This is a genomic window from Polaromonas sp. AER18D-145 (genome assembly GCF_002379095.1).
Taxonomy (GTDB): Bacteria; Pseudomonadota; Gammaproteobacteria; order Burkholderiales; family Burkholderiaceae_C; genus Polaromonas.
On sequence record NZ_NBZV01000004.1, the window covers coordinates 112,063 to 131,901 of the forward strand.

20 protein-coding genes are annotated in these 19,839 nt (G+C 64.5%); 7 read left to right on the forward strand and 13 right to left on the reverse strand.

Annotation, left to right across the window (positions count from 1 at the left end; translation table 11 throughout):
* Window positions 1-59: 59 nt before the first annotated feature.
* The 3 genes from thrC to B7G52_RS04075 all read right to left on the reverse strand — a co-directional run bounded on the left by thrC (window position 60) and on the right by B7G52_RS04075 (window position 4,193).
* On the reverse strand, window positions 60-1,508 hold the full coding sequence (gene thrC, locus B7G52_RS04065; RefSeq protein ID WP_096696375.1) for a threonine synthase: 1,449 nt from the start codon (window positions 1,506-1,508) through the stop codon (window positions 60-62).
* A 79-nt stretch (window positions 1,509-1,587) separates the two neighbouring features.
* Window positions 1,588-2,910: a homoserine dehydrogenase gene (locus B7G52_RS04070; RefSeq protein WP_096696436.1), complete on the reverse strand. Its 1,323-nt coding sequence runs from the start codon at window positions 2,908-2,910 to the stop codon at window positions 1,588-1,590.
* Between the two features lie 23 nt (window positions 2,911-2,933).
* The gene (locus B7G52_RS04075; protein ID WP_096696376.1) at window positions 2,934-4,193 is read right to left on the reverse strand and encodes a pyridoxal phosphate-dependent aminotransferase; all 1,260 of its coding nucleotides are present in this window, start codon (window positions 4,191-4,193) and stop codon (window positions 2,934-2,936) included.
* Window positions 4,194-4,342: 149 nt separating this feature from the next.
* Here B7G52_RS04075 and B7G52_RS04080 point away from each other — a divergent pair, with 149 nt between their 5' ends.
* The 3 genes from B7G52_RS04080 (at window position 4,343) to B7G52_RS04090 (ending at window position 7,340) form a co-directional block, all read left to right on the forward strand.
* Entirely contained in the window at window positions 4,343-4,744 is a 402-nt protein-coding gene (locus B7G52_RS04080; protein WP_096696377.1) for an Mth938-like domain-containing protein, read from the forward strand.
* Between the two features lie 121 nt (window positions 4,745-4,865).
* A complete protein-coding gene (locus B7G52_RS04085) occupies window positions 4,866-5,342 on the forward strand; it encodes a peroxiredoxin (protein WP_096668322.1) in 477 nt (158 codons plus the stop codon).
* Window positions 5,343-5,651: 309 nt separating this feature from the next.
* Window positions 5,652-7,340, forward strand: a complete 1,689-nt coding sequence (locus B7G52_RS04090) for a PhoH family protein (protein WP_096696378.1) — start codon at window positions 5,652-5,654, stop codon at window positions 7,338-7,340.
* A 38-nt stretch (window positions 7,341-7,378) separates the two neighbouring features.
* On the opposite strand, the gene B7G52_RS04095 is transcribed toward B7G52_RS04090, so the two are convergent.
* From B7G52_RS04095 to phaC, 5 genes are all read right to left on the reverse strand, one after another.
* On the reverse strand, window positions 7,379-7,822 hold the full coding sequence (locus B7G52_RS04095; protein ID WP_256387712.1) for a ribonuclease HI family protein: 444 nt from the start codon (window positions 7,820-7,822) through the stop codon (window positions 7,379-7,381).
* A complete protein-coding gene (locus B7G52_RS04100) occupies window positions 7,819-8,049 on the reverse strand; it encodes a hypothetical protein (protein ID WP_096696379.1) in 231 nt (76 codons plus the stop codon). The genes B7G52_RS04095 and B7G52_RS04100 overlap by 4 nt, the downstream gene beginning before the upstream one ends.
* A 182-nt stretch (window positions 8,050-8,231) precedes the next feature.
* Window positions 8,232-8,969, reverse strand: a complete 738-nt coding sequence (gene phbB / locus B7G52_RS04105; RefSeq protein ID WP_096696380.1) for an acetoacetyl-CoA reductase — start codon at window positions 8,967-8,969, stop codon at window positions 8,232-8,234.
* 138 nt (window positions 8,970-9,107) lie between these two features.
* On the reverse strand, window positions 9,108-10,286 hold the full coding sequence (locus tag B7G52_RS04110) for an acetyl-CoA C-acetyltransferase (protein WP_096696381.1): 1,179 nt from the start codon (window positions 10,284-10,286) through the stop codon (window positions 9,108-9,110).
* A 43-nt stretch (window positions 10,287-10,329) separates the two neighbouring features.
* Entirely contained in the window at window positions 10,330-12,078 is a 1,749-nt protein-coding gene (phaC, locus tag B7G52_RS04115) for a class I poly(R)-hydroxyalkanoic acid synthase (protein WP_096696382.1), read from the reverse strand.
* A gap of 125 nt (window positions 12,079-12,203) precedes the next feature.
* On the opposite strand from phaC, the gene B7G52_RS04120 reads away from it, so the two are divergent.
* A complete protein-coding gene (locus B7G52_RS04120; RefSeq protein ID WP_096696383.1) occupies window positions 12,204-12,527 on the forward strand; it encodes a hypothetical protein in 324 nt (107 codons plus the stop codon).
* On the opposite strand, the gene pgeF is transcribed toward B7G52_RS04120, so the two are convergent.
* Both pgeF and maiA read right to left on the reverse strand, forming a co-directional pair.
* Entirely contained in the window at window positions 12,435-13,238 is an 804-nt protein-coding gene (pgeF, locus tag B7G52_RS04125) for a peptidoglycan editing factor PgeF (protein WP_096696384.1), read from the reverse strand. The genes B7G52_RS04120 and pgeF overlap by 93 nt on opposite strands.
* Before the next feature lie 107 nt (window positions 13,239-13,345).
* A complete protein-coding gene (gene maiA, locus B7G52_RS04130; protein WP_096696385.1) occupies window positions 13,346-13,984 on the reverse strand; it encodes a maleylacetoacetate isomerase in 639 nt (212 codons plus the stop codon).
* A gap of 159 nt (window positions 13,985-14,143) precedes the next feature.
* On the opposite strand from maiA, the gene B7G52_RS04135 reads away from it, so the two are divergent.
* Window positions 14,144-15,178, forward strand: coding sequence for an NADP-dependent oxidoreductase (locus B7G52_RS04135; RefSeq protein WP_096696386.1), 1,035 nt, complete (start codon window positions 14,144-14,146; stop codon window positions 15,176-15,178).
* A gap of 6 nt (window positions 15,179-15,184) precedes the next feature.
* Here the strand turns inward: B7G52_RS04135 and B7G52_RS04140 are convergent, their stop codons facing one another.
* From B7G52_RS04140 to B7G52_RS04150, 3 genes are read right to left on the reverse strand one after another with little or no spacing between them, the layout of a single operon-like run.
* Window positions 15,185-15,490 (reverse strand): AzlD family protein, encoded by a 306-nt coding sequence (locus B7G52_RS04140; protein WP_096696387.1) that lies wholly within the window; start codon window positions 15,488-15,490, stop codon window positions 15,185-15,187.
* Window positions 15,480-16,181: an AzlC family ABC transporter permease gene (locus tag B7G52_RS04145; protein WP_240523313.1), complete on the reverse strand. Its 702-nt coding sequence runs from the start codon at window positions 16,179-16,181 to the stop codon at window positions 15,480-15,482. The genes B7G52_RS04140 and B7G52_RS04145 overlap by 11 nt, the downstream gene beginning before the upstream one ends.
* A complete protein-coding gene (locus tag B7G52_RS04150) occupies window positions 16,178-16,900 on the reverse strand; it encodes a GntR family transcriptional regulator (protein ID WP_096696388.1) in 723 nt (240 codons plus the stop codon). Before B7G52_RS04150 ends, B7G52_RS04145 begins: the two co-directional genes overlap by 4 nt.
* A 58-nt stretch (window positions 16,901-16,958) precedes the next feature.
* Here B7G52_RS04150 and B7G52_RS04155 point away from each other — a divergent pair, with 58 nt between their 5' ends.
* Window positions 16,959-18,350 (forward strand): Rieske 2Fe-2S domain-containing protein, encoded by a 1,392-nt coding sequence (locus tag B7G52_RS04155; protein WP_096696389.1) that lies wholly within the window; start codon window positions 16,959-16,961, stop codon window positions 18,348-18,350.
* On the forward strand, window positions 18,347-19,831 hold the full coding sequence (locus tag B7G52_RS04160; protein ID WP_096696390.1) for a glutamine synthetase family protein: 1,485 nt from the start codon (window positions 18,347-18,349) through the stop codon (window positions 19,829-19,831). Before B7G52_RS04155 ends, B7G52_RS04160 begins: the two co-directional genes overlap by 4 nt.
* Window positions 19,832-19,839 lie beyond the last annotated feature (8 nt).

Sequence of the window (19,839 nt, forward strand, 5' to 3'; positions counted from 1 at the left end):
CTGATTTGCTACCAATACCATAGCTACCTGCGCCCACGCTTAAAGGGCTGGAGGCCAATTCAGTCCACATGACTGGCGATGTAGGCCTTCACCGCGGCCGCATCGGCCGGCATCAGCTGCACACGTTTGGGCAGGGCCTCGATGCCTTCAAACCGGGCGGGCCGCGGCGGCAACTGGCCCAGCGCCTCCTCGATGGTGGCGGAAAACTTGATCGGCAAGGCCGTCTCCAGCACGATCATGGGCACGCCGGCCAGCAGGTGTTCGCGCGCGACTTTCAGGCCGTCCGCGGTGTGGGTGTCGATCATGGTGCCGAAACGCGCAAAGGTGTCGCGAATCGTCTGCAGCCTGTCGGCGTGGGTGCTTTTGCCGCTGGCAAAGCCGTAGTGCCGGGCGGCCGACTGGAAGGTCGTGTCGCCGCTCAGGTCGAAGCGGCCCTGCGTGGACAGCTGCGCGCCGAACAGGTCGGCGACACGCGCCGCATCACGCCCGAGCAGGTCGAACACAAAACGCTCGAAGTTCGAGGCCTTGGAAATGTCCATCGACGGGCTGGAGGTCTCGTGCGTGTCGGCGCTGGCCCGCACGCGGTACACGCCGGTACGAAAGAACTCGTCAAGCACGTCGTTTTCGTTGGTGGCGACGACCAGCTTGTCGATGGGCAGGCCCATCATGCGTGCCACATGGCCGGCACAGACGTTGCCGAAGTTGCCCGAGGGCACGGTGAAGCGGACCTTCTGGACTTCCGTTCGGGCTGAGCCTGTCGAAGCCTGCGTCGCCTGGAAATAACCGGCAAAGTAGTAGACGACCTGCGCCAACAAGCGCGCCCAGTTGATCGAGTTGACGGTGCCTATCTTGTAGGTGCGCTTGAAGTCCAGGTCGTTGGACACGGCCTTGACGATGTCCTGACAGTCGTCGAACACGCCCTCGATCGCAATGTTGTGGATGTTGGCGTCCTGCAGGCTGAACATCTGGGCCTGCTGGAAGGGGCTCATGCGGCCCTGCGGCGAGGTCATGAAGACCCGCACGCCCTTCTTGCCGCGCATTGCGTATTCGGCGGCGCTGCCGGTGTCGCCACTGGTCGCGCCCAGGATGTTGAGCTCTTCGCCGCGGCGCGCCAGTTCGTACTCGAACAGGTTGCCCAGCAGTTGCATGGCCATGTCCTTGAAGGCCAGGGTCGGGCCGTTGGACAAGGCCTCCAGATACAGGCCGGGCTCGAGCTGGCGCAGGGGCACGATCTCGGGCGTGCCGAACACCGCTTCGGTGTAGGTCTTGCGGCAGAGGGCTTTCAGGTCGGCGGCAGGAATGTCGTCGATGTAGAGCGACAGCACTTCAAAAGCCAGGTCGGCATACCCCGCGTCGCGGTAGACGGCGCGCCACTTCTCCAGCGTGGCGGCGTCGACCTGCGGGTAGGTTTCGGGCAGGTAGAGGCCGCCGTCGGGCGCCAGGCCCTCGAGCAGGATCTCGCAGAACTGCTTGCGGTCCGCGTGGCCGCGGGTCGAGAGGTATTTCATAGCCCGCCCGGCCGCCCGAAGGGCAATGAACGCCCCCTCGGGGGGCAGAGAACGGAGTGAACGTGGGGGCTGTACATATTCAGGCGAGTTCTTCCTTGCGGATGCGCGTGATGGGCGAGAGCACGGTGGTCAGCGCCTGCATCTGCGCGAGCGCGCCGTTCATCTTCGCCTCGACACAGTCGTGCGTCAGGATGATCAGGTCGGTCTGGGTCGATCCCTCGCCGCCGACCTCGTCGGCTTCGCGCTGCAGCATCGCGTCAATGCTGATGCCGGCTTCGGCCAGGATGCCGGTGACCCTGGCCAGCACGCCGGCTTCGTCGGCCACGTTCAGGCGCAGGTAATAACTCGTGACCACCTCACTCATGGACAGCACCGGCATGTCGCTCATGGACTGCGGCTGGAAGGCCAGATGCGGCACGCGCTGCGCGGCCTCGGCGCCGTGCAGGCGCGCGATGTCCACCAGGTCGGCAATCACCGCGCTGGCAGTCGGCTCGCTGCCGGCGCCCTTGCCGTAATACAGCGTGGTGCCAACGGCATCACCCTGCACCATCACCGCGTTCATGGCGCCCTCGACATTGGCGATCAGGCGCTTGGCCGGCACCAGGCTGGGGTGCACCCGCAGCTCGATCCCTTTGGCCGTGCGCTTGGTGATGCCCAGCAGCTTGATGCGGTAACCCAGCTGCTCGGCATATTTGATGTCCTGCGCGCCCAGCTTGGTGATGCCCTCGACGTAGGCCTTGTCGAACTGCACCGGGATGCCAAAGGCGATCGCCGACATCAGCGTGGCCTTGTGCGCGGCGTCCACGCCTTCGATGTCGAAGGTCGGATCGGCTTCGGCGTACCCGAGGCGCTGCGCTTCCTTCAGCACCACGTCGAAGTCCAGGCCCTTGTCGCGCATCTCGCTGAGGATGAAGTTGGTCGTGCCGTTGATGATGCCGGCAATCCACTCGATGCGGTTGGCCGTCAGACCCTCGCGCAGCGCCTTGATGATGGGAATGCCGCCGGCGACGGCGGCTTCAAACGCCACCATCACGCCGTGTTTGTGTGCGGCCGCGAAAATCTCGGTGCCGTGCACGGCCAGCAGGGCCTTGTTGGCCGTGACCACGTGTTTGCCCGCCGCGATCGCTTCCAGCACCAGTTGCCGGGCAATGCCGTAGCCGCCGATCAGCTCGATGATGATGTCGATCTCGGGATTGGCGATCACGGCTCTGGCATCGGCCACCACCGTCACGCCAACACCGGCGGCCGCCTGCGCGCGTGCGGTGTCGAGGTCGGCCACCATGGCAATCTCTATGCTGCGGCCGGCGCGGCGGAAAATCTCCTCCTGGTTGCGCTTCAAAACGGTGAAGACACCGCTGCCCACGGTGCCCATGCCCAGCAGGCCTACCTTGATCGGTTTCAGATTCATTGATGTCATGTGTCGGGTCATTTGAGAATGGGTTCGGCTACCGGCACGCTGGCCGGCTGCATGCTTTTTCTGCGGCTTTCCAGGAATTTGGCAATGCGGCCGATGGCCTCGCGCAGGTCTTCCTCATGCGGCAAAAAGACGATGCGGAAGTGGTCCGGCGCGGCCCAGTTGAAACCGGTGCCCTGCACCAGCATCACCTTGGTTTCCTTGAGCAGTTCCAGGAAAAACTGGCGGTCGTCGGTGATCGGGTACACCTTGGGGTCCAGCCGGGGGAACATGTAGAGTGCCGCACTCGGCTTGACGCAGCTCACGCCGGGAATCGCGGTGATCAGCTCGTAGGCCAGGTCGCGCTGGCGACGCAGGCGGCCGCCCTCGCCGGTGAGGTCGTTGATGCTCTGGTAACCGCCCAGCGCCGTCTGGATGGCCCACTGGCCCGGCACGTTGGAGCACAGCTTCATGTTGGCCAGCATGTTCAGGCCCTCGATGTAGTCCTGCGCCTGCTTTTTCGGCCCGGACACCACCAGCCAGCCGGCGCGGTAGCCGCAGGAGCGGTAACTCTTGGACAGCGAGTTGAAGGTCAGCGTCAGCACATCGGTGGACAGGCTGGCGATCGCCGTGTGTTTGACGCCGTCGTACAGCACCTTGTCGTACACCTCGTCGGCCAGGATCACCAGGCCGTGTTCGCGCGCGATGCCGACGATGCCGCGCAACAGCTCATCGGAATACAGCACGCCGGTCGGGTTGTTCGGGTTGATGACCACGATGCCCTTGGTCCGGGGCGTGATCTTGGCGCGAATGTCGTCGAGGTTGGGCATCCAGCCCTTGCTCTCGTCGCACAGGTAATGCACCGGCTTGCCGCCCGCCAGGCTGGTGGAGGCCGTCCACAGGGGGTAGTCGGGGGATGGCAACAGCAGCTCGTCGCCGTTGTCCAGCAAGGCGTTGGTCGCCATGGAAATCAGCTCGCTCGCGCCATTGCCCAGATAGATGTCGTCCAGCGTCACGCCCTTGATGCCCTGCCGCTGCGTTTCGTGCATCACGGCCTTGCGCGCCGCAAAAATGCCTTTGCTGTCCGAATAACCCGCCGAGGCCGGCAGGTTGCGGATCATGTCCTGCTGGACTTCTTCAGGCGCGTCAAAACCGAACACCGCGAGATTGCCGAGGTTGAGCTTGATGAGCTTTTGCCCTTCTTCCTCCATCTGCTTGGCGGCATCCATGATGGGACCGCGGATGTCGTAAAGCACATTGGCCAGTTTGGCCGATTTGGTGATCAATTTCATGGTCTGTGGTCGTTCTTCAGCAAACGCAAAGCCTGCAAAGGCGCAATGGACGCAGGGGTAGGCGGAAATTGGGACGGAATCTATAATTTGACCACATAAAACCGCGATTTCGCCGGCCGGCAGCCCCCACCCCTCCTTCTGAACACCGCATGAAATTACAGCCCGACCGCCTCGACGTTCAATCCATTCTTGGCTACGGTCCCGGATGGATAGGCCTGGGCAACCAGGGGGTGGCCGAAAAAATAGAGCAGAGCATCGTGATCGGCTCACGCGGCGAAAAGTTCGCCTGGGACTGCGCCCGTTTCGAAGACCTCACGCCAGCGCACTTCGAGCGCCTGGCCGACACCCGGCCCGAACTGGTGATTTTCGGCAGCGGCACCCGCCTGCGTTTTGCGCCGCCGGCCTTTTTACGCAGCCTGATGGCCGCGCGCATCGGCATCGAAACCATGGACACGCTGGCAGCCTGCCGCACCTACAACATCCTCGCTGGCGAAGGCCGGATCGTACTGACCGCCCTGCTGATTGAGCCGCCGGATCGCGCCCACGGGTGAGCGACCTGCTTTCAGGGTAAAATCTAGGGTTGCATTTGGTGCAACGTCGGGGGTTTGGCCCAAATTTTGCAGCCAAAGCCAACGACTTATCACAATTACTTTTGTCAGGGGTCCACGCAGTATGGCAGTCGTCGTCAACAAACCACTTCCGGAATTTGAAGCCAACGCCACAAGCGGCGTCAAAGTCTCCAACCAAACCCACCTGGGTCACGTGGTGGTCCTGTATTTTTACCCCAAGGACAATACCCCCGGCTGCACCACCGAGGCCATGCAGTTCCGCGATCGCTACAAGGATTTCGTCAAGGCCGGCGCCACCGTGTTCGGCGTTTCGCGCGACAACATGAAGTCGCACGACGAATTCAAGGCCAAGCTGGAGTTGCCCTTCGAGCTGATTGCCGATACCGAAGAAAAAATGTGCCACATGTTCGGCGTGGTCAAGAACAAGATCATGTACGGCAAAAAGGTCAAGGGCATCGAGCGCAGCACTTTCCTCGTGGGCGCCGACGGCATGCTCAAGGAAGAGTGGCGCGGGCTGAAAGTGCCCGGCCATGTGGACGACGTGCTCAAGGCCGTCAAGGCACTGAAAAAAGCGGCCTGAAAAGCCCCTTTCGACACGTCGCCAAAAGCCGTCAGCCGTGTCACGCGAGTCGTGCATAATGACTTCATGCTGTTGACCTTAGCGACTGCGCCCACCGAAAAAGCCGCCCTGGCCTCCAGGCGGCTTTTTCGCTTTTTGAACCTTGGGGGCCTCTTGAAATTCGATGGTCGGAATGCAGGGCAAGGCGCACGGAGCGCAGGAACCGGCATGCACTTGGGTGCATGAGGATTCCGAGCACCGCGCAACGCTGCCATGCGTCCGAGGATCGGATTGACAGAGGTTTCCTTTACTTTGTGAGCTTCAAGCACCATGCCCTTGCCACCCGCCCCGACCAAACGTGCCGCCTTGCTCTCTGCCGACGCTCTGGAAACGCCGGTCCGTTCGCACGCCAGGACGACGCGAAAGACGGAGCAGGCCGGACCGGCGCACAAAACGGCGGCACTGGACCTTTTTGACAGCCGTTCCGGCGGTGGCGAGGTCAAGCACCCGGCTGCCTATCTGCCCAAGGAGCCTGCGCGCCAGGCGAAAGACACCGACAGTTACCACAAGGAACCGCAGGCGGCCGTCCGTCCGGAGCCTGTTGCCAAGGCGAAAAAGCCACGGCATACGGGCCCGTCCAAACTGTTTGTACTCGACACCAATGTGCTGATGCACGACCCGATGTGCCTGTTCCGCTTCGAGGAACACGACATCTTTTTGCCCATGATCGTGCTTGAAGAGCTCGACGGCCACAAAAAGGGCATGACCGAAGTGGCGCGCAATGCCCGTCAGACCAGCCGCACGCTGGACGCGCTGGCCGGCACCAGCGGTGCCGACATTGCCAAGGGCCTCAAACTCGACACCACCGGCCACCGCGAAGCCGGTGGCTGCCTGTTTTTCCAGACCAAGCCGCTGGACTACTCGCTGCCTATGAGCCTGCCGCAGGGCAAGGCCGACAACCAGATCCTCGGTGTGGTCGAGGCACTGCGCAAGGAATACGCGCCGCGCGAGGTGGTGCTGGTGTCCAAGGACATCAACATGCGCGTCAAGGCCAGGGCCCTGGGCCTGGCCACCGACGACTACCAGAACGACAAGACGCTGGAAGACGGCGACATGCTGTACGCCGGCTCGCTGGCCCTGCCGGCCGACTTCTGGACCCGCCAGAGCAAGACCATCGAAAGCTGGCAGCAAGGCAGCCACACCTTCTACCGCATCACCGGCCCGATCGTCGGCAGCCTGCTGATCAACCAGTTCGTGTTTTTCGAGGCCCCCGGCGAGCCGCCGCTGTACGCCCGCGTCACCGAAATCCGCGCCAAGACCGCGGTGCTGAAAACACTGAAGGACTACACCCACCTCAAAAATGCAGTGTGGGGCATCACCACGCGCAATCGCGAGCAGAACTTCGCCATGAACCTGCTGATGGATCCGGAGGTCGACTTCGTCACGCTGGCCGGCACGGCCGGCACCGGCAAGACGCTGATGGCCCTGGCCAGCGGCCTGACCCAGGTGCTGGACGACCGCCGCTACACCGAGATCATCATGACCCGCGCCACCGTCAGCGTCGGTGAAGACATCGGTTTCCTGCCGGGAACCGAAGAAGAAAAAATGGGCCCGTGGATGGGCGCACTCGACGACAACCTCGAGGTGCTGGGCAAAAACGACAGCGGCTCGGGCGAATGGGGCCGCGCGGCCACCAACGAACTGATCCGCTCACGCATCAAGGTCAAAAGCATGAACTTCATGCGCGGCCGCACCTTCCTGAACAAGTACGTGATCATCGACGAGGCGCAAAACCTGACGCCCAAGCAGATGAAAACGCTGATCACCCGCGCCGGCCCGGGCACCAAGATCATCTGCATGGGCAACCTCGCACAGATCGACACGCCCTACCTGACCGAAGGTTCGTCCGGCATGACCTACGCCGTGGACCGCTTCAAGGGCTGGCCGCACGGCGGGCACATCACGCTGGCACGCGGCGAACGTTCACGCCTGGCTGATTTCGCCAGCGAGGTGCTCTGACACCAGGGCATGGGGCCGCCCGGCCTGGATGCCGGGACCTATCGTCGCCCCTTCTTCGGTGACTTCACAGGCGTCTTTGGCAGGAGACCCAGGGCAGCGCGGGCCAGCGCATCCGCCTCGCCGTTGCGGTGCCGCGGTATCCAGTGCAGCGAGGTGTGGGTGAAGGTCGCCAGCAAGGCCCCCACCTCCTCATACAACGCGGCCAGCCGCAGCACAGGCGGCACGTCCACAACGCCCAGTTGCGCCACCAGCAAGCTGCTGTCGCTGTAAATCTGCAGCGCCGTCGCCCCGCGCGCCTGCACGTCGCGCAGTGCCGCCATCAGCGCCCTCGCTTCCGCCTCGTTGTTGCAGCCCCGCGCATCCGTTGCCATCGAGAGCACGTGCCGGGCACCGTCAGGCGCTACAACGACCGCACCCAGGCCCATGCGGCCGGGGTTGGGCACGGCACTGCCGTCGGAGTAGATGATCCAGGGCGGGGTCACGTGTGACGTTGCGCGAAGGTCGATCGCTCCAGCACATACCGCATCATCGATTGCGCCAGTTCTTCCTCGCCAAGAAAAATCTTGCCGGCATTTTCGCTCTCCAGCAATTTCGCCTCGGCCTCGTCCACCAGCGAGGGCAGCTTCATGCGCGCGGCGATAAAACCGAAGATCAGGGCCAGACCGAGACCGGCGGCAATGGTGCTGATGAGGGAGACGCTGTGCGGCATGCGAGAGGGGCTCCTTCAGACAGAGACAGTGGAGGGGGCCCTGCGTGAGCACTTGCCAAGGACAGGCGCCTGCCGCAGAACGAATGGGGATTAAAGGCTTCCAGCCCGTTTTCATTATAAAAACAGAAAACAAAAAACCCGCCGAAGCGGGTTTTCCTTTGGAGGGTTACGGGCCGGAAGCCTCAGCCCATGTGCAAACCACCATTGAGCGAGAAGTCGGCACCGGTGGCGTAACCGCCTTCGTCCGAGGCGATCCACGAAATGATGGAGGCGATTTCTTCCGGGGTGCCCAGCCGTTTGGCGGGCACGCCGGCGACGATTTTCTCCAGCACCTCGGGGCGGATGGCCTTGACCATGTCGGTGCCGATGTAGCCCGGGCTCACGGTGTTGACGGTCACACCCTTGCTGGCCACCTCTTGCGCCAGCGCCATGGTGAAGCCGTGCAGGCCGGCCTTGGCCGTTGAGTAGTTGACCTGGCCGAACTGGCCCTTCTGGCCGTTGACCGACGAGATGTTGATGATGCGGCCAAAGCCCGACTCGATCATGCCTTCGATCACCTGCTTGGTGACGTTGAACATGCTGTCGAGGTTGGTGGAAATCACCGCGTCCCAGTCGGCCTTGCTCATCTTGCGGAACTGGCCGTCTCGCGTGATGCCAGCGTTGTTGACCAGCACGCTGACCGGTCCATGGTCTGCCTTGACCTTGTCGAAAGCCGCGACGGTGGATTCCCAGTCGCCGACGTTGCCGACCGAGGTGTAGAAGGTATAGCCCAGCGCCTTCTGCTCGTCTATCCACTTGGTGAAGTCACGCGTCGGGCCGCAACCGGCCACCACGGTGAAGCCGTCCTTGTGCAGGCGTTGGCAAATGGCGGTTCCGATGCCACCCATGCCGCCTGTCACGTATGCAATTCGTTTTGCCATGTCTTGCTCCTTGATTTATTGGTTCTGAACGTCGTTGAAAAGAAGCTTTGGTGGCCTTGCCGGTGGGCGGGACTTGCTATCAAATAAATAGCTGGTCGCGCGCACACTGCAAGGGCCACAAGCCCTTTTACCTCATATTTACCGTTCCAGTGTGAGGGCAACCCCCATGCCGCCACCGATACACAGGCTGGCAATGCCTTTTTTGGCATCACGCCGGACCATCTCGTGGATCAGCGTCACCAGGATGCGGCAACCGGATGCACCAATCGGGTGACCAATGGCAATGGCGCCGCCGTTGACATTGACCTTGCTGGTGTCCCAGCCCATTTCCTTGTTGACGGCGCAGGCCTGCGCCGCGAAGGCTTCGTTGATCTCCAGCAGGTCCAGGTCCTGCGCCTTCCAGCCGGCACGCTGCAAGGCCTTGGTCGAGGCCGGTACCGGGCCCATGCCCATGAAAGCCGGGTCGAGCCCGCTGGTCGCGTAGCTGGCAATGCGGGCCAGCGGCTTGAGGCCCAGCGCCGCGGCCTTTTTGGCCGTCATCACCATGACAGCGGCCGCGCCGTCGTTGATGCCCGAGGCATTGCCGGCCGTCACGCCGCCGGCCTTGTCGAACGCGGGGCGCAGGCCGGCCAGGCCTTCGGCGCTGCTCTTGCGGTTGATGAACTCATCGGCCGCAAACACGACGGCGTCGCCTTTTTTCTGCGGGATGGAAAACGGCACGATTTCATCCTTGAACTTGCCGGCGTCCTGCGCGGCCATGGCCTTGGTCTGGCTGGCCAGCGCGAGTTCGTCCTGCATCTCGCGGCTAATGCTGTATTTTTTGGCGACGTTCTCGGCGGTGATGCCCATGTGGTACTGGTTGTAGACATCCCACAGGCCGTCGACGATCATGGAGTCGATCATTTTCCAGTCGCCCATGCGCTGGCCTTCGCGCGAGCCATTGAGCACGTGCGGGGCGGCGCTCATGTTCTCCTGGCCGCCGGCAATCACGATCTCGCTGTCGCCGGTCGCGACCGACTGCGCGGCCAGCATCACAGCCTTCAGGCCCGAGCCGCAGACGGCGTTGATGGTCAGGCCGGGGATGGCGTGCGGAAAGCCCGCTTTCACCACGCTCTGGCGCGCCGGGTTCTGGCCCACGCCGGCCGCCAGCACCTGGCCCAGGATGACTTCGCCGACAAGGTCTGCCGACAGGCCGGCGCGCTCGGCGACCGCCTTGATGACGGCCGCACCGAGTTCGGTCGCGGGGATTTTGGCCAGGCTGCCGCCGAACTTGCCGACGGCGGTGCGGGCTGCTGAAACGATGACGATGTCTTCCATGATGTACTTTCTCCAGTGAATGGGTTTCAACACGTGTGGCGCGTCAGGCCTTGACCTTGACATAACGGCCCGGCGCCGGTTCGATGGCCTTGTACTTGCGGCTGCCATAACTTTTGGGTGCGGCGATCTGCTTGCCGGCGTGGCCCTTGAGCCAGTCCGACCAGTCGGTCCACCAGCTGCCGGGATGTTCCGTCGCACCCTGGAGCCAGTCGGCCTGGCGCACCGGAAATTTGCCTTGCGGCAGTTTGTTGTTGGTCCAGTAGCTGCGTTTTTTCTTGGCGGGCGGGTTGATCACGCCGGCAATGTGGCCCGAGGCCCCCATGACAAAACGTTTCTTGCCCGGCAACACCTGCGTCGAGGCGTAGGCCCCGCCGATGGGCACGATGTGATCTTCGCGCGAGCCGTAGATGTAGACCGGCAGGTCAAGTGCGCGCAGGTTGATTTTTTCGCCACACACCGTCAGCGCGCCGGGCTGGACGAGTTTGTTCTCGTGATAGGTATTGCGCAGGTACCAGGCGTAAAACGGCCCCGGCAGGTTGGTCGAGTCGCTGTTCCAGTAGAGCAGGTCAAACGGCGGCGGCGTTTCGCCCTTGAGGTAGTTGCCGACCACGTAGTTCCACACCAGGTCGTTCGGGCGCAGGAAGCTGAAGGTCGAGGCCAGGTCCTGACCCTTGAGCAGCCCGCCCTTGCCCATCTGCATCTCGCGGTACTTGACCGACTGCTCGTCGATGAAGATGTCGAGGATGCCGGTGTCGCTGAAGTCCAGCAGCGAGGTCAGGAAGGTGGCGCTGGCCACCGGCTTCTGGCCACGCGCAGCGAGCACCGCCAACGCCGTTCCCAGAATCGTGCCGCCGACACAAAAGCCCAGCGCATTGATGGTTTTGGCGCCGGTGATGTCCTGCACCACCTCGATCGCCTGGATGGCCGCGTTCTCGATGTAGTCGTCCCAGGTTTTTTCGGCCATGGACTCGTCGGGGTTGCGCCAGCTGACGACAAACGTGCGGTGGCCCTGGGCCATGGCATAACGGATCAGCGAGTTCTCGGGCTGCAGGTCGAGGATGTAGAACTTGTTGATGCAGGGCGGCACCAGCAGGAAGGGCCGCTCGTGCACCGTGGCGGTCAGCGGCTTGTATTCGAGCAGCTGGAAAAATTCGTTTTCAAAGACTACCGCACCCTCGGTGGTGGCGACGTTTTTGCCGACCTCGAACACGCTTTCGTCGGTCATGGACACATGGCCCTGCTGCATGTCGCTCAGCAGGTTCTGCAGCCCCTGGGCAATGCTGGCACCTTGCGTTTCGATGGCCTTCTTCTGCGCGTCGGCATTGAGTGCCAGAAAATTGCTGGGGGCCGATGCCGCCATCGCCTGCTCGACCGCAAAACGCACACGGGCCCTGGTTTTTTCGTCGCCCTCCACCGCTTCGGCCAGTCCCATCAGGGTGCGGGCATTGAGCAGGTAGGCAGACGCAGAAAACCGGGCCACGGGGTTGCTGCGCCAGGCTTCAGCTGCGAAGCGCCGGTCGGCCAGCGTGCCGGCATCGGCGTCCGATTGCAGGCCGCTGTTCCACAGGGCGCTGATGTCGTTGAGGTAGGTCTGCTGCAGTTCCTGCAGTTTGGCCGGATCAAACTGCAAGGGCGGCGGCGCCGCCGGCATGTCCGTCATGCCCAGGGGAACAAAGCCGGGCGCAGTCCCCAGGCCGGCGCCGGCCATGGCGCCCATGACCTGCTGCAGTCCCTGGGCAAAGGTCTCTTGCATTTGCCGGGCTGCTTGCGCGAGGTTTGCGTCAGAATTCATGCTTGTCTCACCGATCTGCCGACCGGCTCTTGTTGTGCGCTCTTTACCGAGCTGTTGGGCCCACGGCGGGTCGTCTCTAGTATCGTGGAAAACCTTTTCCTGCTCATGACGCGTCACAAAGTTTTATGTATTTAATCGTCATCGCCTGGATGTACGTGGTGCTCATGATGAGCGTCGCCGAAGCCACCCATTCCACCGGCACGCTGCTGGGCGCCCTCGTCACCTTTGTACTCTACGGTGTGGGGCCTGTGGCATTGGTGGTTTACCTGATGCGCGCGCCGGCCAGGCGCAAGGCCATCAAGGCGCGCGAAGCGGCCGAAGCCGGCGCGATGGCGACCGATTCGTCCGCAACGGATTCAGTCACGCCAGATGCAGGCAGCCATGCGGCCAGTGGTGCCGAAGCCATTGCCCTGGATGCTGGCGTCGCGCCGGTGCGAAAAGAACCTTGAGGCATTGCCCACCGTGCACCAGGGTGGTGTGCCGTCATTGCCGTCAACCTGCGTGACGCCCAGGGCCTGCAGACGCAGGCGGGCCAGGCCGGCCAGATCGGCGAGGTATTTGCCCGATGCCAGGGCCGTGAAGCAGGCGGCGGCCAGCGGATCACCTTCGACAAACGCCGCCCTCACCTCCGCACCCACCTCGAACGCGGTCGGGCCAATGCAGGGGCCCAGCCACGCTATCGTATTTGTAGCTGCCTGCGCTTTATCCACAAGGGCCAGGGCACTGAAAGACTCACAAACCGACTCCAGGATGCCGCGCCCCTGCGTGCCCGCCAGCCCGCGCCAGCCGGCATGGGCGGCGGCCACCACCGTCCCGTCCCGCGTGCTCAGCAACACCGGCAGGCAGTCGGCCACCATGATGGTGCATGCCACGCCAGGCTGCGTGGTGACGGCGGCGTCGGCCGGCTGGCCCTGCGCCGTGCCGGCATCGAGGGTCAGCACGCCGGTGCCGTGCACCTGCTGCAGGAATACCGGCCTGGCCGCCATGGCCTCGCCGAGCCGTGCCCGGTTGGCGGCCACCCGCTCGGGTACATCGCCGACGTGGTCGCCGAGGTTCATGCTGTCATGCGGCACGGCCGAGCTTCCGCCGGCGCGGGTGGTGAACAGTGCATGCACGCCCGGCGGGGCGGGCCAGTCGGGGATCAGCCAGTCCGGGTTCACGGCCGCGCTGCCAGAAGGCCAATTTTCCGACGGGCCGCCCCTAGGAAAATTAGTCCCCTTGGGGGGCAGTGAACCACACGCAGTGGGGAACGTGGGGGCAACATGCTTCAGGGCTCGTTGTCCGGACAGGCCGACGGCTGGGCCTTCTGGAAGGCCGGCAGCGCCATGCAGGCGTCAAACGCGGCCATCGTGCGGCCCAGGCCCTCCAGGTTCACGTTGAACCGTTTCGCGTTGAAGATCTGCGGCACCAGGCAGCAGTCGGCCAGGGTGGGCGTCTCGCCATAACAGTAGGTGGACGGCGGCAACTGGGCCAGCTGGCGTTCGAAGGCTTCCAGCCCTTCGCGGCACCAGTGGCGGTACCAGGCGTTCTTGGCCTCTTCATCGACCTTGAGCTCACGCACCAGGTACTTGAGCACACGCAGGTTGTTGATCGGGTGGATCTCGCAGGCAATCGACTGCGCCAGCGCGCGCACCCTGGCGCGGCCCAGCGCATCGGCCGGCAGCAGCGCGGGGGTCGGGTGTTTTTCATCGAGGTATTCAATGATGGCCATGGACTGCGAGAGTTTTTCGCCATCGACTTCGAGCAGCGGCACCAGGGTGTCGGCCGATAGCGCGGCGTAAGCCTCTTTTTTGTGGTCGCCCCTGGCGATGTGGACAGGAATGTACTCGTAGCGCAAATCCTTGAGTTCAAGCGCAATACGCACGCGAAAGGACGCGGAAGAGCGGAAGTAATTGTGGAGTTTCATGGCTGAAAGCATAAACCATGGCCCCCACGGTCGCGCACTTGGTGTTACTCCAACTGGGCTGGTTGGGCGCAGGGTTCGCAATCGCCTGCGCGACTGACGCGCGGTCAGGCCGCCACTACCATTGCCTTTTGCCTGCCCGCCACTTCCCCGGAGACACCCATGAGCACCCTCACCACCCTGACCAACCACCAGGTCCGCCTGGCCAGCCGCCCGGTCGGCCTGCCGACCCGCGACAACTGGAGTTTCACCACCGAGCCCGTCGCCGAGCCCAGCCCCGGCGGCGTGCTGGTGAAAACCCTGTACCTCTCCCTGGACCCGGCCATGCGCGGCTGGATGAACGAGGGCAAAAGCTACATCCCGCCGGTGGAAATCGGCGCGGTCATGCGCGCCGGCGGCGTCGGCAAGGTGATCGCCTCGAACAACCCGGCCTTTGCCGTGGGCGACTATGTCAACGCCGGGCTGGACGTGCAGGAGTACTGCCTGATTCCCGAAGCGCAGATCAAGCGCAGCGGCATGTTCAAGATCGATCCGCGCATGGGCCTGACCTCCTGGCTCAACGTGCTGGGCATGCCCGGCATGACCGGCTACTTCGGCCTGATGGACGTGGGCCAGCCCAAGGCCGGCGACACCGTGGTGGTGTCCGGCGCGGCCGGTGCCGTCGGCCAGACCGTCGGCCAGATTGCCAAGCTCAAGGGCTGCCGCGTGGTCGGCATTGCCGGCGGCAAGGCCAAGTGCGACTGGGTCGTCAAGGAGCTCGGCTTTGACGCCTGCATCGACTACAAGGCCGGCGACGTCAAGGCCGGGCTCAAGGAACACTGCCCCAAAGGCGTGGACATCTATTTCGACAACGTCGGCGGCGACATTCTGGACGCGGTGCTGACGCGCATCACGCGCGGCGCCCGCATCATCATCTGCGGCGCCATCAGCCAGTACAACAACACGACACCGGTCAAGGGACCGGCCAACTACCTGTCGCTGCTGGTCAACCGCGCGCGCATGGAAGGCATCGTGGTGTTCGACTACGCCGACCGCTACCCGCTGGCGATTGCCGAGATGGCGGCCTACCTCCAGGAAGGCAAGATGAAGAGCAAGGAGGACGTGGTGGACGGGCTGGAGAACTTCCCCGAGACCCTGCTCAAGCTCTTCAACGGTGAGAACTTCGGCAAGCTGGTGCTGCAGGTCGCGAAGGAATAATCCGGTTCAACCCATGGCCCAGCGCGCGATTGCCACCGTCGCCGCGCCGGCCACGGCCGCCGCCAGGTCGTTGCGCACCAGCTTCATCACCAGCCCCACCGCCAGCAGCGCCAGCAGTTCGGGCAGCTTGCCCGATGTCGCGGCCGGCGTCACGATGCCCACCATCACCGACAGCGGAATCGCCTTGAGCGCAGCCTCCACACGCGGCGTGATGCTCACGTAACCCATGAGCAGGAAGCCGCTGATGCGGCAGGCGAAGGACGCGAGCGCCATGCCCACCAGCGCCAGCAGAAAGGTCGATTCAACGGCCATGGCGCCACGCTCCCATCAGGCCGCCCGCGACACCTGCGCCGACGATGTACCACGCGCCCGGCAGCAGCCGGTGTAGCACCAGCGCCACCAGCCCTGCCGCAGCCACCGGCCACAGGTCGGAGCTGCCGCGCCACAGCACCATGCCGATGGCCGCGGCAAAAGCCACCAGCATGAAGTCCAGTCCGAAGGCCGCCGGATTCGGCACATTGCCGGCCAGCAGGTGGCCGACCAGCGTGCCACCCAGCCAGGGCACAAACATCGCCACACCGGAGCCAAACACATAACCCGCGTCGCGGTAGCCGGTTTCGTACTCGCGCATGGCCATGGCCCAGTTGCCGTCGCCAAGGAAAAACAGCGAGCCCCAGCTCTGGTGGCGCGGCAGCCCGGCCAGCCAGGGCTGGATGGCCGCACCGTAGAGCACATAGCGCGCGTTCATGACGAGGATGGTGACGATGACCGGCGTGACCGCAGCCGTCGCCGTCCAGCCCTGCAGCGCCGCCAGTTGCGCGCTGCCTGAATAGACGGCCGCGCTCATCAGCATGGCCTGCAGCCAGGACATGCCGCGCTCGCTGGCCAGCACACCGAAGACCATGGCGTACAGCGTCACGCCCGGCGCCAGCACCTGGGCGGCGAAGAAGCCGCGTCGCACACCGGCCGCGGTGAAACTGACCGGAGCCGCTGGCGCCGTCAACGCCCCACCACCAGGCGGATGGCCGGCAACACCTGCTCGGTCTCGGCCCGGCGCTCCAGCGCCATGCGCAAATTCATCTGCGCCACTTCCGTGTGTTCGATCGCCAGCGCCTGCGCACGTGCGCCCTCGCCCGCCTTGAGCGCGGCGAACAGCATGTGGTGCTGGCGATGCGCGTACAGCATCCAGTCGCGGTCCAGCGTGACCGTGCCCTGCATGGGCAGCATGGCCGAGGCCGGCGCAAACGGCAGCTTGTCGTTGAGCGCCACCGCGCGCTGCAGCGCCCGGTTGCCGCAGGCCTGCAGAATCAGCGCATGGAAGCGGTCGTTCATGGCCGCGTAATCGGCATAACTCTCGTACGTCAGCGGATTGGCCGCCAGCGCGCTGTCCCCGTCGTCCAGGCAGGCCTGCAAGTCCAGCTGCAGCTGGCGCGACACGCCGTGTTCGGCCACCAGGCGGGCCGCCATGCCTTCGAGGTGCCCGCGCACGGCAATCGCGTCGGCCACCTCGCGCGGCGTGAACTGGCGCACCAGGAACTTGCCCGTCTCGTTGGCTTCGACCAGCCCCTCCTGCTCCAGCGTCACCAGCGCGGCGCGAACGGGCGTGCGCGAGGCGCCCAGGCGCTCGGCGAGCTGCTGCTCGGCCAGGCGCTGGCCGGGCCCGAATTCGCCGCGCAAAATCAGGTCGCGCAACTGGATCAACACGGTCTCTTGCAAGTTCATGAACCGGAATGTACACTGAATTTAAATTTCGGTATACCGTTTCAAGCAAAGGCTGTCCATGAACACAGAACAGAACGATTTGATCACCCGCGTCGGCCCCGGCACGCCTTGCGGCGCGCTGCTGCGCAGCTACTGGCAACCGGCGGCGCTGGTCGACGAGTTCAACCCGGCGCTGGACCCGCGCATGGAAAAACGCCCGGTCAAGGCGGTGCGCCTGATGGGGCAGGACCTGGTGCTGTTCCGCGACGACAAAGGTGACTACGGCCTGCTGGACCGCGATTGCCCGCACCGCGGCGCCGACCTGTCCTTCGGCCGGGCCGAGGGCGACGGTCTGCGCTGCCCTTTCCACGGCTGGAAGTTCGACGTGCGGGGCCAGTGCCTGGAGGCCCCGGCCGAACCGGCCGGCAGCAAGCTGTGTGAGCGCGTGAAGCAGCGCAGCTACCCGGTGCGCGAACAAAGCGGTGTGCTGTTTGCCTGGATGGGACCGGAAGGCTCCACCCCGCCACCGCTGCCGGCCTTCGACTGCTTCACCGCCCCGTCCACCCACAGCTTTGCCTTCAAGGGCCTGTGGAATGCCAACTGGCTGCAGGCTTTCGAAGTCGGCATCGACCCGGCGCATCCCTCCTTCCTGCACCGCTTCCTGCAGGACGAGGCGCTGGAGGACATTGGCCAGAACGCGGCGGGCAAGCAGTTCCGCAGCGCCAGCGCCGGTGCCATCGACGGCGAGCAATGGCCGATGACGCGCATCATGCGCGAGTTTGCCCAGCCCGAGATCAGTGTGGAGAACAAACCCTGGGGCATGCAGCTGACAGCCCTGCGGCCCATGAACGACAAGCTCACGCATGTGCGCGTGACCAATGCGGTTTTCCCGGCCACCTTCGTGATTCCGCTGTCGGAAACCATGACCATCACGCAGATGCATGTGCCGGTGGATGACACCCACACCTACTGGTACTCCTTCTTCACGAGTTTTGCCGGCCCGCTGGACAAGGAGAGCATGCGCGCGCAGCGCCAGCAGTTCATCGCGCTGCCAGACTACATCCCGAATGCGGGGCGCCACAACAACTGGGGCTTCAACGCCGAGGAGCAGCGCACCCAGACCTACCTGGGCATGGGCGAGGAAGACATCAATGTGCATGACCAGTGGGCGGTGGAAAGCATGGGCGCCATTCAGGACCGCACGCGCGAGCACCTGGGCACCTCGGACAAGGTGATCATGGCGAACCGCCGTGCCCTGCTCAAGGCGATTGCCACCGTGCAGGAAGGCGGCGTCGCACCGGGCATCGCCGACGCCGCGCAGGCCGCACAGATGCGCGGGCCCGACACGGTGGACGGCATTGCGCCGGCCGGCGAATGGCCGACTTGGTGGCAGGAACAGGCCCGGGCCAAGCAGGCCAATGCACCCTGGACATCTTCCGTTCGGGCTGAGCCTGTCGACGCCGCCCAATGAGCAGTTTTGCCGAGCAATGCGGCATCCACGATGCCGCGCGGCAACGCGCGCTGGCCCACACCGCGCAGCTGATTGACGCCAGCGGTGTCGAGCTGGTGCGTTTTGCCTGGTGCGACCTGCACGGCATGCTGCGCGGCAAGACCCTGGTCGCCGGCGCCGGCGCCCAAGCCATGCAGGACGGCGTGGGCATGGTCAGCACCCTGCTGCTCAAGGACACGTCGGACCGCACCGCCTTCAAGGTCTTCGAGGCCGGCGGCACGGCCGGACTGCCGGGCTTCGAGTTCGCAAGCAACCTGCTGCTGCTGGCCGACCCCGCAAGCTTCCAGCAACTGCCCTGGGCGCCGGCCACCGGCTGGGTCCAGGCCCAGCCCTGGATGCAGGACGGCACGGCCGTCGAGCTGGACACGCGGCGCATTTTGCAGCGTGCCCTGGCGCAGCTGGCAGAAGCCGGTTACGGCATGAAATGCGGGCTGGAAATCGAGTTTCACATCTACCGCATCACCGACGACGGGGCCAGGGATCAGCTGGACCCCGAACAGGCGGCCTGGCCGGGCCTGCCGCCCCGGGTCGCCATGATCCACCCCGGCTACAACCTGCTGGCCGAGAACTGCGTTGACATGGCCGATGAGCCGCTGCGCATCGTGCAGCACACGGCGCAGGCGCTGGGCCTGCCCCTGCATTCGCTGGAAATCGAGCTGGGCCCCAGCCAGGTCGAAGCGGTGTTCGAGGCCACCGACGCCTTGACCGCGGCAGACAACATGGTGCTGTTTCGCAGCGCCGTGAAGCAGGCGCTACGCCGCGCCGGTTACCACGCCACCTTCATGTGCCGCCCGCCGTTTCCGAACATCATGTCCAGCGGCTGGCATTTGCACCAGTCGCTGGTGGACCTGCAAACCGGTGCCAACCTGTTCCAGCGCGAGGCACCCGCAGCAGGCACCCAGCCGACCGACGCGCAGTACACGCTCTCACAACTCGGGGAGCACTACCTGGCCGGCCTGCTGGAGCACGCCCGCGGCATGACGGTGTTCTGCACACCGACCATCAACGGTTTTGGCCGCTTCAGGCCCAACGCACTGGCACCGCAGTCGGTGCTGTGGGGCCGCGACAACCGCGGCGCCATGCTGCGCGTGGTGGGCCAGTGCCAGGACAAGGCCACACGCATCGAAAACCGCATCGGCGAGCCGGCCGCCAACCCCTACCTCTACCTGGCGTCGCAGATTCACGCCGGGCTGGACGGCATCCGGCGCGAACTCCGGGCGCCGGTGGCCACCAACGCACCCTATGGCGACGCCGGTACCCGCATCCCGACCAGCCTGGGCGAGGCACTGGACGCGCTGCAGGCCGACCCGCTACTGGTGCAGGCCTTTGGCGAGAGCTTCATCCACTACTTCACGCGCATCAAGCAGTCGGAAATCGCGCGCCACGAACAGGCCCAGGACAAGGACGACTGGCAGCGGCGCGAATATTTCAGCCGCATCTGATGTTCAAA